At 38.5% G+C, this 13141-nt stretch carries 16 protein-coding genes; all 16 read left to right on the top strand.

Annotation, left to right across the window (positions count from 1 at the left end):
• Window positions 1-39 precede the first annotated feature (39 nt).
• The 16 genes from rpoC (at window position 40) to rpsQ (ending at window position 13140) form a co-directional block, all read left to right on the top strand.
• Window positions 40-4347, top strand: coding sequence for a DNA-directed RNA polymerase subunit beta' (rpoC, locus tag IEV57_RS12485; protein ID WP_188443318.1), 4308 nt, complete (start codon window positions 40-42; stop codon window positions 4345-4347).
• A gap of 66 nt (window positions 4348-4413) precedes the next feature.
• Window positions 4414-4737 carry a DUF3467 domain-containing protein gene (locus IEV57_RS12480; RefSeq protein ID WP_188443316.1) on the top strand — a complete coding sequence of 108 codons (324 nt, stop codon included), beginning with the start codon at window positions 4414-4416 and terminating at the stop codon, window positions 4735-4737.
• Between the two features lie 101 nt (window positions 4738-4838).
• On the top strand, window positions 4839-5222 hold the full coding sequence (gene rpsL, locus IEV57_RS12475) for a 30S ribosomal protein S12 (protein ID WP_014772291.1): 384 nt from the start codon (window positions 4839-4841) through the stop codon (window positions 5220-5222).
• Window positions 5223-5245: 23 nt separating this feature from the next.
• Window positions 5246-5713 (top strand): 30S ribosomal protein S7, encoded by a 468-nt coding sequence (rpsG, locus tag IEV57_RS12470; RefSeq protein WP_014772292.1) that lies wholly within the window; start codon window positions 5246-5248, stop codon window positions 5711-5713.
• A gap of 5 nt (window positions 5714-5718) precedes the next feature.
• A complete protein-coding gene (gene fusA, locus IEV57_RS12465) occupies window positions 5719-7839 on the top strand; it encodes an elongation factor G (protein WP_188443314.1) in 2121 nt (706 codons plus the stop codon).
• Between the two features lie 13 nt (window positions 7840-7852).
• Window positions 7853-8158, top strand: a complete 306-nt coding sequence (gene rpsJ / locus IEV57_RS12460; protein WP_014772294.1) for a 30S ribosomal protein S10 — start codon at window positions 7853-7855, stop codon at window positions 8156-8158.
• A gap of 251 nt (window positions 8159-8409) precedes the next feature.
• Window positions 8410-9042 carry a 50S ribosomal protein L3 gene (gene rplC / locus IEV57_RS12455; protein WP_041779291.1) on the top strand — a complete coding sequence of 211 codons (633 nt, stop codon included), beginning with the start codon at window positions 8410-8412 and terminating at the stop codon, window positions 9040-9042.
• Between the two features lie 4 nt (window positions 9043-9046).
• Entirely contained in the window at window positions 9047-9676 is a 630-nt protein-coding gene (gene rplD / locus IEV57_RS12450) for a 50S ribosomal protein L4 (protein ID WP_188443312.1), read from the top strand.
• Between the two features lie 4 nt (window positions 9677-9680).
• Window positions 9681-9968: a 50S ribosomal protein L23 gene (gene rplW, locus IEV57_RS12445; RefSeq protein WP_188443310.1), complete on the top strand. Its 288-nt coding sequence runs from the start codon at window positions 9681-9683 to the stop codon at window positions 9966-9968.
• Window positions 9969-9981: 13 nt separating this feature from the next.
• The gene (rplB, locus tag IEV57_RS12440) at window positions 9982-10806 is read left to right on the top strand and encodes a 50S ribosomal protein L2 (protein WP_188443308.1); all 825 of its coding nucleotides are present in this window, start codon (window positions 9982-9984) and stop codon (window positions 10804-10806) included.
• A 2-nt stretch (window positions 10807-10808) separates the two neighbouring features.
• Window positions 10809-11087 carry a 30S ribosomal protein S19 gene (rpsS, locus tag IEV57_RS12435; protein WP_009034213.1) on the top strand — a complete coding sequence of 93 codons (279 nt, stop codon included), beginning with the start codon at window positions 10809-10811 and terminating at the stop codon, window positions 11085-11087.
• A 2-nt stretch (window positions 11088-11089) separates the two neighbouring features.
• Complete coding sequence (gene rplV / locus IEV57_RS12430) at window positions 11090-11479, top strand: 50S ribosomal protein L22 (protein ID WP_014772299.1); 390 nt, start codon at window positions 11090-11092, stop codon at window positions 11477-11479.
• Between the two features lie 9 nt (window positions 11480-11488).
• Entirely contained in the window at window positions 11489-12223 is a 735-nt protein-coding gene (gene rpsC / locus IEV57_RS12425) for a 30S ribosomal protein S3 (protein ID WP_014772300.1), read from the top strand.
• 22 nt (window positions 12224-12245) lie between these two features.
• The gene (gene rplP / locus IEV57_RS12420) at window positions 12246-12665 is read left to right on the top strand and encodes a 50S ribosomal protein L16 (protein ID WP_010611207.1); all 420 of its coding nucleotides are present in this window, start codon (window positions 12246-12248) and stop codon (window positions 12663-12665) included.
• Window positions 12666-12673: 8 nt separating this feature from the next.
• Window positions 12674-12868, top strand: a complete 195-nt coding sequence (gene rpmC / locus IEV57_RS12415) for a 50S ribosomal protein L29 (RefSeq protein WP_188443306.1) — start codon at window positions 12674-12676, stop codon at window positions 12866-12868.
• An 8-nt stretch (window positions 12869-12876) separates the two neighbouring features.
• Entirely contained in the window at window positions 12877-13140 is a 264-nt protein-coding gene (gene rpsQ / locus IEV57_RS12410) for a 30S ribosomal protein S17 (RefSeq protein WP_188443304.1), read from the top strand.
• Window position 13141: the final 1 nt, after the last annotated feature.

Here is a 13141-nt window from a genome sequence, read left to right as displayed (position 1 = left end):
ATACGGGCCGCAAGGCCCTTAACATACTCATCAAATATTATGGCGTTCAGAAAAAACAAAAAACTAAACAACGACTTCTCTAGAGTCACTATTAGTTTGGCCTCTCCAGAATCAATTCTGGATAGTTCACATGGTGAAGTAACGCAGCCCGAAACGATCAACTACAGAACTTACAAACCAGAAATGGGAGGTTTGTTTTGTGAGAGGATTTTCGGTCCTGTAAAAGACTGGGAATGTCATTGTGGAAAATATAAGCGCATAAGATATAAAGGTATCATTTGTGACAGATGTGGTGTTGAAGTTACTGAAAAGAAAGTGCGTAGAGAGAGAATGGGCCATATTGAGCTTGTTGTCCCTGTTGCGCATATTTGGTATTTCAAATCACTTCCTAACAAGATTGGTTACCTACTTGGATTGCCAACTAAAAAGTTGGATCAAATTGTTTACTATGAAAGATATGCTGTTGTTCAAGCTGGTATAAAGGCTGAAGACGGAATTCAATATCTTGACTTTTTGACAGAGGACGAGTATTTGGATATCATGGACAAGCTTCCTAAAGAGAACCAAATGATGGATGATGATGACCCTAATAAGTTCATCGCCAAAATGGGTGCGGAAGCTATTGAAATGTTATTAGCAAGATTAGATCTCGATGATCTTTCTTATAGTTTGAGACACCAAGCTGCTACAGATACTTCTCAACAAAGAAAAGCGGAAGCTTTGAAAAGATTGAAAGTGGTAGAAGCTTTCAGAGATGCAAGAACTAGAATCGAAAACCGTCCTGAGTGGATGGTTGTAAGAATGGTTCCTGTTATCCCGCCGGAATTAAGACCATTGGTTCCTTTGGATGGTGGTAGATTCGCAACTTCTGATTTAAATGATCTTTACAGAAGGGTTATTATTAGAAATAACCGTCTGAAAAGATTAATAGATATCAAAGCACCTGAAGTGATTTTGAGAAACGAAAAGAGAATGTTGCAGGAAGCTGTAGATTCTTTATTCGATAACTCAAGAAAAGTCAATGCAGTAAGATCTGATGGTAACCGTGCACTGAAATCTCTTTCTGATATGTTGAAAGGGAAACAAGGTCGTTTCCGTCAAAACCTATTGGGTAAAAGGGTCGATTATTCTGGTCGTTCTGTTATCGTCGTAGGTCCTGAATTGAAACTTCACGAGTGTGGTTTGCCTAAGAATATGGCAGCAGAGCTTTTCAAGCCTTTTATTATCAGAAAATTGATAGAAAGAGGAATTGTTAAGACTGTAAAATCAGCAAAGAAAATTGTAGATAGAAAAGATCCAGTAGTTTGGGACATCCTTGAAAATGTATTGAAAGGGCACCCAGTTCTATTGAACAGAGCTCCTACACTTCACAGATTGGGTATTCAGGCTTTTCAACCAAAATTGATTGAAGGAAAAGCTATCCAATTACACCCATTGGTATGTACTGCATTCAACGCCGATTTTGATGGTGACCAAATGGCCGTTCACGTTCCACTAGGACATGAAGCGATCTTGGAAGCCTCTACATTGATGCTTTCTTCACACAATATCTTGAACCCTGCTAATGGAGCGCCTATCACGGTACCTTCACAGGATATGGTTCTTGGCCTTTATTATGTAACTAAAGGTAAAAAGTCAACTCCTGAAGAGATTGTTTTTGGAGAAGGTCAGACTTTCTATGGTGAAGAAGAGGTGATCATTGCAATGAATGAAGGTCGAGTTTCTCAACATGCATTTGTTAAATGTAAGGTTACTGTAAGAGAGGATAATGGAGACTTAGTCAAAAAAGTAATCGAAACTGTAGCAGGTAGATTAATCTTCAATCAATTTGTACCAGCTGAGGTTGGTTTCGTTAACGAGCTCCTGACTAAAAAGAAACTTCAGCAAATTATTGCAGAAGTTGTGAAAATCTGTGGTATTGCAAGAACAGCTCAATTCCTTGATGATATCAAGAATTTAGGTTTCCAAATGGCATATACAGGTGGACTTTCTATGGGACTGAATGATGTTATCATTCCAGACGAGAAAGAACCATTGATCAATAAGGCTAAGGAAGAAGTTGACCAAGTTTGGAACAACTACTTAATGGGTCTGATCACAGACAATGAAAGATATAACCAGGTTATTGATATCTGGACAAGAACCAACTCTAATTTGACTAACATCTTGATGCGTCAAATGGAAGAGGATAAGCAAGGATTTAATGCTATTTATATGATGATGCACTCAGGAGCTAGAGGTTCCAGAGAACAAATTCGTCAGTTAGGTGGTATGAGAGGTTTGATGGCAAAGCCACAGAAAAACCTTCAAGGATCCGTAGGTGAGATTATTGAAAACCCAATTCTATCAAACTTTAAAGAAGGTTTGGATGTATTGGAGTACTTTATCTCCACTCACGGTGCTCGTAAAGGTCTTGCTGATACTGCATTGAAAACTGCTGATGCGGGATACTTGACAAGAAGACTTGTCGATGTAGCTCAAGATATGATTATCTCTGAAGAAGATTGTGGAACGCTTAGAGGCCTTGTTGTTCAACCATTGAAGGACAATGATGAAATAGTCGAGCCATTATCTGAAAGAATCGTAGGTAGAGTTTCTGTGCATGATGTAGTTGATCCTATAACTGAAGAGATTCTTGTAAGCTCCGGTGAAGAAATATCTGATGATATTGCAAAGAGAATTGATGAATCAGCGGTAGAAGAAGTTGAAATCAGGTCTGTATTGACTTGTGAAACTCGTAGAGGAGTTTGTTCTAAGTGTTATGGAAGAAACTTGACTACTGGTAACATGGTTCAAAATGGAGAGTCTGTGGGTGTTATAGCCGCGCAGTCAATCGGTGAGCCAGGTACACAGTTGACATTGAGAACATTTCACGTTGGTGGTACTGCATCTAACATTTCTGTAGAGGCAAGCATTAACGCTAAGTTTGAAGGTGTGATTGAGTTTGAAGAAGAATTGAGATGGATCAATACTACAAATAAAGATGGCGAAGCAATCGACATCGTAATGGGTAGGTCTGGTGAAATCAAGATTAATGATTCTAAAGGAAAATTACTTGTTTCTAACCACGTGCCTTATGGTGCTATCTTAAATGTAAAAGATGGTCAAAAAATAGGTAAAGGTGATTCACTTTGTACTTGGGATCCATATAATGCTGTGATTTTATCAGAGTTTGATGGTGAAATTGAGTTTGATGCAATCATTGAAGGTGTTACTTTCAAAGAGGTAGCGGATGATCAGACTGGTTACAGAGAAAAAGTAATTATAGATACTAAAGATAAGACGAAGAACCCTGCTGTAATTGTAAATTATGGCGAGGAGAATAAATCTTACAATATTCCAGTGGGAGCTCACTTAGCTGTTGAAGCAGGTGAAAAAGTAAAAGCTGGTCAAATACTAGTTAAAATACCGAGATCAGTTGGTAAAACTAGAGATATTACTGGTGGTCTACCAAGAGTTACTGAATTATTCGAAGCAAGAAACCCTTCCAATCCGGCAGTTGTTTCTGAAATTGATGGTGTTGTTTCTTATGGTGGTATCAAAAGAGGTAATCGTGAGATCTTCATTGAATCTAAAGATGGTGTAAGAAAAAGATACATGGTGTCTCTATCTAAGCATATCCTCGTTCAGGAGAATGACTTTATCAGAGCTGGTGAGCCACTTTCTGATGGTGCAATTACTCCAAATGACATCTTGGCGATCAAAGGTCCAACTGCGGTTCAGGAATATCTAGTAAATGAAATTCAGGAAGTATATAGACTTCAAGGTGTGAAAATCAACGATAAGCACATTGAGGTAATCGTAAGTCAAATGATGCAGAAAGTAGAAATACTTGACGCTGGTGACACAGGATTCCTTCAAAATCAAGTTGTTGATAAATGGGCATTCAGAGAGGAAAATGACAATATTCTGGATAAGAAAGTTGTCATGGAGCCTGGTGACTCAAGCACATTGAAAGCAGGTATGATTATTTCTGCAAGAAGATTGAGAGACGAAAACTCAAGCTTGAAGCGTAAAGATCTTAAATTGGTACAGGTAAGAGATGCTGAAACAGCAGTTTCTAGACCAACCTTGCAAGGTATTACAGCAGCATCTTTGGGTACTGAAAGCTTTATCTCAGCAGCTTCTTTCCAAGAGACTACTAAAGTCTTGAGTGAGGCCGCTATCAGAGGTAAGCGTGATGAACTTCTCGGATTGAAAGAGAACGTAATCGTTGGTCACTTGATTCCTGCTGGAACGGGTCAGCGTAACTTCAAAGACATCATTGTAGGTTCTTTGGACGAATACGAAAAACTTTCTACAGAGAAAGAAAGATCAGTGAAAAAGTCAAAAGAGGTAGTTAAATAATATCTCAAAATATAATTTCATAAAAGGGCCTGTTGAAAAGCAGGCCTTTTTTAATCCAAATATAAGATGAAAGACGATAAATTAGGCAATCAAGATCAGCAAATAAATGTTGAACTTTCTGAAGAAGTGGCAGAAGGCACTTATTCCAATTTGGCCATGATAGCACATTCGAATTCAGAATTTGTGATTGATTTTATACGACTCATGCCTGGAGTACCAAAAGCAAAAGTGAAATCAAGAATCATTATGACTCCTGATCATGCAAAAAGATTGCTTGCAGCACTAAAGGATAATATCAATAAGTTTGAAAATTCATTTGGGAAGATACAAGGTGGCGACGAAGGCCCCACTTTCCCTTTGAATTTCGGAGGGACTCCTGGAGAGGCATAGGAAAAATATAACATCTTAATTTTGTTTGTTTTACCTATTTGTTTACCTTTGCAGTCCAAAATTCACAAGTTTACAAGGAACAAAATAAATTTTATCAGTTAATGCCTACTATACAACAGTTAGTAAGAAAAGGTAGAACTACCCTTGAGACTAAGTCCAAGTCTAGAGCTTTGGACGCATGTCCTCAAAGAAGAGGGGTTTGTACAAGAGTGTACACTACCACGCCTAAAAAGCCTAACTCAGCAATGAGAAAAGTGGCTAGGGTAAGATTGACGAACGGAAAAGAGGTTAACGCCTACATTCCTGGAGAGGGTCACAATTTGCAAGAGCACTCGATCGTATTGATCAGAGGTGGTCGTGTGAAAGATCTTCCAGGTGTACGTTACCACATCATCCGAGGTGCACTAGATACAGCAGGAGTTAAAGACCGTAAGCAAGGTCGTTCCAAGTATGGTGCTAAGCGTCCTAAGGCCGCTAAGAAATAATATTACAAAAACATTTAGAAAAAATGAGAAAAGCGAAACCAAAAAAGAGATATATTCTTCCTGATCCGAAGTTTAATGACACTTTGGTAACAAAGTTTGTTAACTGTCTGATGGTGGATGGTAAGAAGAGTATTGCTTACAGAATTTTCTACGACGCAGTCGAGAAAGTTGAACAAAAAGTAGGTGAGAACGGTCTTGAGGTTTGGAAAAAAGCGCTTAACAATATAACTCCCGCTGTTGAGGTGAAGAGTCGTAGAGTTGGTGGTGCTACTTTCCAGGTCCCAATGGAAGTTAGACCTGAAAGAAAGTTGTCCCTCGGAATTAAGTGGATGATCACTTATGCCAGAAAAAGAGGTGAGAAGACCATGATGGATAGATTAGCTGGAGAAATCATCTCTGCCGCAAAAGGCGAAGGTGCTGCTGTGAAGAAGAAAGATGATACCCATAGAATGGCAGAAGCAAACAAAGCATTCTCACACTTTAGATTTTAATTAAAATGGCAAGAGACTTAAAATTTACAAGAAACATTGGTATTGCTGCACACATCGATGCAGGTAAGACTACTACAACTGAACGTATTCTATTTTATTCTGGTGTAAGCCATAAAATAGGTGAAGTACATGATGGAGCAGCTACCATGGATTGGATGGCGCAAGAGCAAGAGAGAGGGATTACCATCACTTCTGCTGCGACTACTGTTTTTTGGAATTATAGAGACAACAAGTACCAAATCAACATCATCGATACTCCTGGACACGTGGATTTTACCGTAGAGGTAAACCGTTCCCTTAGAATTTTGGATGGGTTGGTATTCCTTTTTAGTGCAGTTGATGGTGTAGAGCCCCAGTCTGAGACTAACTGGAGATTAGCTGATAATTACAAAGTGGCTCGTATTGGTTTCGTTAACAAAATGGACCGTGCTGGCGCGAATTTCCTCGAAGTTTGTAAGCAAGTAAGAGAAATGTTAGGTAGTCATGCAGTTCCATTGCAATTACCTATCGGTGCTGAAGACAAATTTAGAGGAGTTGTTGATTTGATCAATAACAGAGCTATCGTTTGGAATGAGGATGATTTCGGAATGACTTTCGAAGAAGTTCCAATTCCAGAAGATATGAAAGAAGAAGTCGCTGAGTATAGAGAGTATCTTTTAGAGTCAGTAGCTGAATTCGATGAATCTTTGATGGAGAAATTCTTTGAGGATTCTGAATCAATCACTGAGGCAGAAATACTTAATGCACTTCGCCAAGCTACTATCGCAATGAAAGTAGTTCCTATGGTTTGTGGTTCATCTTTCAAAAATAAAGGTGTACAAACCATGCTTGATCTTGTGATGGAATTGCTTCCTTCTCCATTGGATAAAGATGATATTATAGCTCATTCTTTAGATAATGAAGATCAAGAAGTTAAAATCGCTCCAGATGAATCAGAGCCATTCACTGGTTTAGCATTTAAGATTGCGACAGATCCATTTGTTGGTCGTTTATGTTTTGTAAGAGCTTATTCAGGTGTTCTTGAATCAGGATCTTATGTATTCAATAGCCGTTCAGGAAACAAGGAGCGTATATCAAGAGTGTTCCAAATGCATGCAAACAAGCAAAATCAGATTCCAAGATTGGTAGCTGGTGATATTGGTGCGGTAGTTGGTTTTAAGGATATCAAGACGGGTGATACACTTTGTGATGAAAAGCGCAAAGTTGTCCTTGAGTCAATGGTGTTCCCAGAGCCAGTTATTGGATATGCTATTGAGCCTAAAACGCAGGCTGACGTTGATAAATTGGGTATGGCTATCGCTAAACTCGTAGAAGAAGATCCTACACTTGTAGTAAATACTGATCACGAAACTGGTCAAACTATTTTGAGAGGTATGGGTGAACTTCACTTAGATATTATCATCGATCGTTTGAAGAGAGAATTTAAGGTTGAAATTAACCAAGGTGCTCCTCAAGTGGCCTATAAAGAAGCTTTATTTGGTGCAGTTGAGCACAAAGAAGTTTATAAAAAGCAGTCTGGTGGTAAAGGTAAATTTGCGGATATTGTATTCGAACTTGGACCAAAAGATCCAGATCCTGAGACAAACGAAATCAAAGCAGGTTTAGATTTTGTAAATGGTATCGTTGGTGGTGTGATTCCAAAAGAATTTATACCAGCTATTCAGAAAGGATTTGCTGAGTCTATGAAAAATGGACCTTTGGCAGGTTACCCTGTAGAGTCAATGAAAGTTAGATTGTTCCATGGTTCTTTCCATGATGTCGATTCAGATGCATTGTCTTTTGAATTAGCAGCTAGAATTGGATTTAAGGAAGCAGCTAAAAAGTGTAAGCCAGCTTTGTTGGAGCCAATCATGGCAGTAGATGTAGTAACTCCAGATGAATACACTGGACCTATTACAGGTGATTTGAATAGAAGAAGAGGATTGATGAAAGGTATGGATACAAAAGGTACTTCCACTGTAGTCAAAGCTAATGTACCTCTTTCGGAGTTGTTTGGTTACGTTACTGATTTGAGAACAATCACTTCAGGTAGAGCAACAGCTTCATTAACCTTCTCACATTATGAGCCTGTACCTAACAATATCGCAGAAACTGTGATTGCGAAGGTTAAAGGTGAAAAAGCCTAAATTCTAATCGAAAATGAATCAGAAAATCAGAATAAAATTAAAATCATACGATCACAGCCTGGTGGATAAGTCATCTGAGAAGATCGTGAAAGCTGTAAAAGCAACTGGAGCAATTGTAGTAGGTCCTATTCCTTTGCCAACAAAAAAGGAAAAGTTTACTGTATTGAAATCTCCACACGTTAACAAGAAAGCTAGAGATCAATTCCAACTTTGTACTTATAAGAGATTGGTTGATATCTATAGCAATAGTTCTAAAACTGTTGATGCTTTGATGAAAATAGAACTTCCTAGTGGAGTTGATGTTGAAATCAAAGTCTGACAGAATAGATAAAATAAAATGAAAACCTGTCCGCTCCGGCGGATGGGTTTTTCTTTTGCCTTTATCAAAGAAAAGATGTCTGGTACTGAAAAACGAAAAATAAGTTTCAGTTTACCAAATATTTTTTCGTAAATAATTGAAAATATTAAAGTTGGGGTTTGTAAGGTGGAATTAAATTCCTAACTTTGCAGTCCTTTAAAAAAGGCACATGCGTCAATTCGTATGTGTGTAATTATATTATATATCAGAAGATGTCTGGAATAATAGGTAGAAAAGTAGGAATGACTAGCATTTTTAGTGCCGATGGACGTAACGTCGCATGCACGCTAATAGAAGCTGGTCCTTGCGTAGTGACGCAAGTAAAAAATTTAGAAACAGACGGTTACAACGCTGTTCAGTTGGCTTACGGTGAGCGTAAGGAGAAAAACACTCCTAAGCCACTTATCGGACACTTTAAAAAGGCCGGTACAACTCCGAAACAGAAAGTTGTCGAATTCAGAGACTTCAGGGTCGAATTTGAAGGTCAGGTTGATCTTGGAAAGACTGTTGAAGCTGGTCAAGTATTCATTGAAGGTGACTTCGTTGATGCTATCGGTACTTCAAAAGGTAAAGGTTTTCAAGGTGTAGTTAAGCGTCATGGTTTTGCGGGTGTGGGTGGACAAACTCACGGTCAGCATAACAGAGGTAGACACCCTGGCTCCATTGGTGCATGTTCTTGGCCATCGAGAGTATTCAAAGGCATGAGAATGGCAGGTAGAACTGGTGGTGATAGAGTTAAAGTTATCAACTTGAAAGTGTTGAAGATTTACGCGGAGAAAAACTTGCTTTTAGTAAGTGGTTCTGTCCCTGGTCCAAAAAATTCTTTCGTTATCCTAGAGAAGTAAGACAATGGAATTAGCAGTATTAAAACATAACGGCGAAGAGACAGGTAGAAAAGTAACGCTTTCGGAAGATATATTTGGTGTAGAACCAAATGATCACGCTATCTACCTTGATGTAAAACAGTTTTTGGCAAACCAAAGACAAGGTACACATAAATCAAAAGAGAGAAATGAAATTGCTGGATCTACTAAGAAGATCAAAAAGCAAAAAGGTACTGGCGGAGCTAGAGCCGGTTCAATCAAATCTCCAGTGTTCAGAGGAGGAGGTAGAATCTTTGGTCCAAGACCTAGAAATTATTCCTTCAAACTGAACAAAAAATTGAAGCAAGTGGCAAGAAAGTCTGCTTTAACCTATAAAGTAAGAGAAAATAGCCTGATGATTTTGGAAAATGTATCATTTGATTCTCCAAAGACAAAGGATTATATAGCATTCTTGAATGGACTTTCTATGACAGATAAGAAAACACTTTTGGTTCTTCCTGAAGATAACAAGAATGTTTATCTATCAAGCAGAAATTTACCTAAAGCAAAGGTGGTTTCAGTAAATGATGTAAATACTTACGAATTACTTAATGCAGACAATTTGATGTTATGCGAAGGATCAGTAAGTATGTTAGAAACTTTATTATTGAAGTAAGACAATGGATATACTAAAAAAACCTTTGATTACGGAAAAGATTTCTGCGATGAACGAAAATGGTGTTTATGGATTCATAGTTGAAAAAACTGCGAAGAAGCCAGAAATCAAGAAAGCCGTAGAGAAAATGTATGGTGTAAAAGTGGTAGATGTGAGAACTATGCGATATGCAGGTAAATCAAAGACCAGATACACGAAAGCTAAAGTTGTAAGTGGATTCACTAATTCCTTCAAAAAAGCAATTGTTCAAGTTGCTGAAGGAGAGGTAATCGATTTTTACGGAGAAATTTAATTGAATCAAAATCATGGCAGTTAAAAAATTAAAGCCTGTAACCCCAGGAACCAGATTTAGAGTCGCTCCTGCATTTGATGAGATTACAGCATCAAAGCCAGAGAAATCTTTATTGGCTCCTTTGAAGAAGTCAGGCGGTAGAAATAATGTAGGTAAAATGACCTCCCGATATATTGGAGGTGGCCATAAGAGAAGACTTAGAATCGTTGATTTTAAGAGAACTAAGTTTGGTATACCAGCAGTAGTTAAATCTATTGAGTATGATCCAAACAGAACAGCACGTCTAGCGCTATTATATTATGTTGACGGTGCAAAGGCTTACATTATTGCCCCGGAAGGTTTGCAAGTTGGACAAACAGTGATTTCCGGTGAAAGTGTAGCTCCAGAAGTTGGTAACGCAATGCATTTGGTAAATATCCCTTTGGGTACCATTGTTCACAATTTAGAATTAAAGCCTGGTAAAGGTGGAGCATTGGCAAGAAGTGCTGGTGGTTACGCTCAGGTAGTGGCTAGAGATGGCAAGTATGTAACTGTTAAATTACCTTCAGGGGAAATGAGACTTGTACTTGGTGTATGTATGGCGACTATTGGTGTTGTTTCTAATGGAGACCACATGAACGTAGTGTTAGGTAAAGCTGGTAGAAACCGTTGGTTAGGAAGAAGACCTAGAACAAGAGGTGTTGCTATGAACCCTGTCGATCACCCTATGGGTGGTGGTGAAGGTCGTTCATCAGGTGGTCATCCAAGATCTAGGACTGGTTTGCTTGCAAAAGGTAAGAAGACTAGATCTCCTAAAAAATATTCAAATAAATTCATTATCAGTAAAAGATCTAAATAAATATGGCACGTTCATTAAAGAAAGGTCCTTATATAGAGCATCACTTGGCCAAAAAAGTGGATGTAATGAACGAGTCCGGAAAAAAATCAGTCATCAAGACTTGGTCGAGAAGATCAATGATTTCTCCGGATTTTGTAGGCCATACCTTTGCTGTGCATAATGGAAACAAGTTTATTCCAGTTTTTGTAACAGACAATATGGTTGGTCATAAATTAGGAGAGTTTGCTCCTACAAGAAACTTTAGAGGTCACATTGCCAAAAAAGATAAAGGAAAGAGATAATCATGGAAGCAATAGCAAGATTAAACAACGTTCCTACTTCTACTCGCAAAATGCGATTGGTAGCTGACCTTGTAAGAGGTAAAAGAGTAGGGCATGCATTAAGTATATTGAAGTTTACACCTAATCATGGTGCTATTAAATTAGAGAAACTTCTTCTTTCTGCTGTGGCCAACTGGCAAGCAAAAAATCCAGATGAAAAACTTGAAGACGCTGATTTGTTTATCAAGACAATTCAAGTTGATGGTGGTCGTATGTTGAAAAGACTAAGACCTGCTCCTCAAGGAAGAGCGCACAGAATACGTAAAAGATCAAATCATGTGACTTTAGTAGTTGATGCATTCAGCACTGCTGTTACCGCTGATGAAGTACAAACAAAAGAAAACTCTAATTAAGATTAGACTATGGGACAAAAAGTAAACCCTATTGGTTTTAGACTTGGTGTAGTCAAAGGTTGGGATTCTAACTGGTACGGAGGTAAGGATTTTGCTGAGAAGCTTTATGAAGACCAACAAATCAGAAAGTATGTAAATGCTAGAATCCCAAAAGGTGGTATCTCTAAGGTAATAATCGAAAGAACCTTGAAAAGAATCACCCTTACAATACACACTGCCCGTCCGGGAGTTGTAATTGGAAAAGGTGGAGCTGAGGTTGATAAGCTTAAAGAGGAGTTGAAGAAATTGACCAACAAAGATGTTCAAATAAACATTTTTGAAATTAAGCGACCAGAAATGGATGCTAAATTAGTTGGAGAATCAATTGCTCAACAACTACAAGCTCGTATTTCTTTCAGAAGAGCAATGAAGCAATCTATAGCTGCTACAATGAGAGTAGGAGCAGAAGGTATCAAAGTGAAACTTTCTGGTAGATTAGGTGGAGCTGAGATGGCAAGATCTGAAATGTATAAAGAAGGTAGAATTCCTCTTCATACATTAAGAGCAGACATCGACTACGCTCTTTCTGAAGCGAACACTATCTATGGTATCATTGGTATCAAAGTTTGGATATTCAAAGGTGAAGTTTACGGGAAAAGAGATCTTTCTCCAAACGTAGGCGCAGCTAACGAGCCAAAAGGTGGAAATAACGCTAGAGGAAAGAGAAGAGAAGGCGGTCCAAAAAGAAGAAAGAGAAATAACTAATTTTCACCCTAAGTGAGAAATCATGTTACAGCCAAAAAGAACTAAATATAGAAAAATGCACAAGGGCAGAGTCAAGGGCATTGCACAAAGAGGGCACACGCTTTCTTTTGGCAACTTTGGCATCAAGTCCCTTGAAGCTGGATGGATAACCTCTCGTCAGATAGAAGCAGCAAGGATTGCGATGACGAGAGCGATGAAAAGAGAAGGTCAGGTTTGGATCAGAATATTCCCTGATAAGCCTATCACCAAAAAACCTGCAGAGGTTCGTATGGGTAAAGGTAAAGGAGCTCCTGAATACTGGGTAGCAGTGATCAAGCCAGGAACTATCCTTTTCGAAGCGACTGGAGTAAGTCTTGAAGTTGCTAAAGAAGCATTAAGACTAGCACAACAGAAACTTCCTGTAAGTACAAATTTTGTAGTACGTAGGGATTACGTAGGATAAGAAAAGCTATGAAAAATTCAGAAATCAACGCACTTTCAATAAGTGAACTAATCGAGAGAATCGCCGCTGAGCAATCAAATTTGACAAAAATGCGTTTTGCCCATGCAATCTCTCCGATTGAGAATCCTAATAAATTAAAAGAGACAAAGCGTACAATCGCGAGATTGAAAACCGCTTTGACGGCATCACAATTAGCTAAATAAGAATCAAGATGGCTACTACTGAGAGAAATCTACGTAAAGAAAGAATAGGAAAAGTAGTCAGCAACAAGATGGATAAATCCGTTACTGTTGCCGTGGAGAGAAGGGTTAAACACCCTATCTACGGTAAGTTTGTTGCCAAGACTACCAAATTTATGGTTCATGACGAGAATAACGAATGCCAATCTGGTGATCTCGTTAGGATAAGCGAAACTCGTCCGCTGAGTAAGAATAAGCGTTGGAGATTAGTAGAAATTATAGAAAAGGCTAAATAAC

The organism is Belliella aquatica, from assembly GCF_014637795.1.
GTDB classification, from domain to species: domain Bacteria; phylum Bacteroidota; class Bacteroidia; order Cytophagales; family Cyclobacteriaceae; genus Belliella; species Belliella aquatica.
Note: the sequence above shows the minus strand (reverse complement) of the source record. Positions and strands in the feature narration are given on the sequence as shown.

What these genes read in the sequence shown, in the direction of transcription:
- rpoC (WP_188443318.1), top strand. Translation starts at nt 40, where the DNA reads ATGGCGTTCAGAAAAAACAAAAAACTAAACAACGACTTCTCTAGAGTC.
- IEV57_RS12480 (WP_188443316.1), top strand. Translation starts at nt 4,414, where the DNA reads ATGAAAGACGATAAATTAGGCAATCAAGATCAGCAAATAAATGTTGAA.
- rpsL (WP_014772291.1), top strand. Translation starts at nt 4,839, where the DNA reads ATGCCTACTATACAACAGTTAGTAAGAAAAGGTAGAACTACCCTTGAG.
- rpsG (WP_014772292.1), top strand. Translation starts at nt 5,246, where the DNA reads ATGAGAAAAGCGAAACCAAAAAAGAGATATATTCTTCCTGATCCGAAG.
- fusA (WP_188443314.1), top strand. Translation starts at nt 5,719, where the DNA reads ATGGCAAGAGACTTAAAATTTACAAGAAACATTGGTATTGCTGCACAC.
- rpsJ (WP_014772294.1), top strand. Translation starts at nt 7,853, where the DNA reads ATGAATCAGAAAATCAGAATAAAATTAAAATCATACGATCACAGCCTG.
- rplC (WP_041779291.1), top strand. Translation starts at nt 8,410, where the DNA reads ATGTCTGGAATAATAGGTAGAAAAGTAGGAATGACTAGCATTTTTAGT.
- rplD (WP_188443312.1), top strand. Translation starts at nt 9,047, where the DNA reads ATGGAATTAGCAGTATTAAAACATAACGGCGAAGAGACAGGTAGAAAA.
- rplW (WP_188443310.1), top strand. Translation starts at nt 9,681, where the DNA reads ATGGATATACTAAAAAAACCTTTGATTACGGAAAAGATTTCTGCGATG.
- rplB (WP_188443308.1), top strand. Translation starts at nt 9,982, where the DNA reads ATGGCAGTTAAAAAATTAAAGCCTGTAACCCCAGGAACCAGATTTAGA.
- rpsS (WP_009034213.1), top strand. Translation starts at nt 10,809, where the DNA reads ATGGCACGTTCATTAAAGAAAGGTCCTTATATAGAGCATCACTTGGCC.
- rplV (WP_014772299.1), top strand. Translation starts at nt 11,090, where the DNA reads ATGGAAGCAATAGCAAGATTAAACAACGTTCCTACTTCTACTCGCAAA.
- rpsC (WP_014772300.1), top strand. Translation starts at nt 11,489, where the DNA reads ATGGGACAAAAAGTAAACCCTATTGGTTTTAGACTTGGTGTAGTCAAA.
- rplP (WP_010611207.1), top strand. Translation starts at nt 12,246, where the DNA reads ATGTTACAGCCAAAAAGAACTAAATATAGAAAAATGCACAAGGGCAGA.
- rpmC (WP_188443306.1), top strand. Translation starts at nt 12,674, where the DNA reads ATGAAAAATTCAGAAATCAACGCACTTTCAATAAGTGAACTAATCGAG.
- rpsQ (WP_188443304.1), top strand. Translation starts at nt 12,877, where the DNA reads ATGGCTACTACTGAGAGAAATCTACGTAAAGAAAGAATAGGAAAAGTA.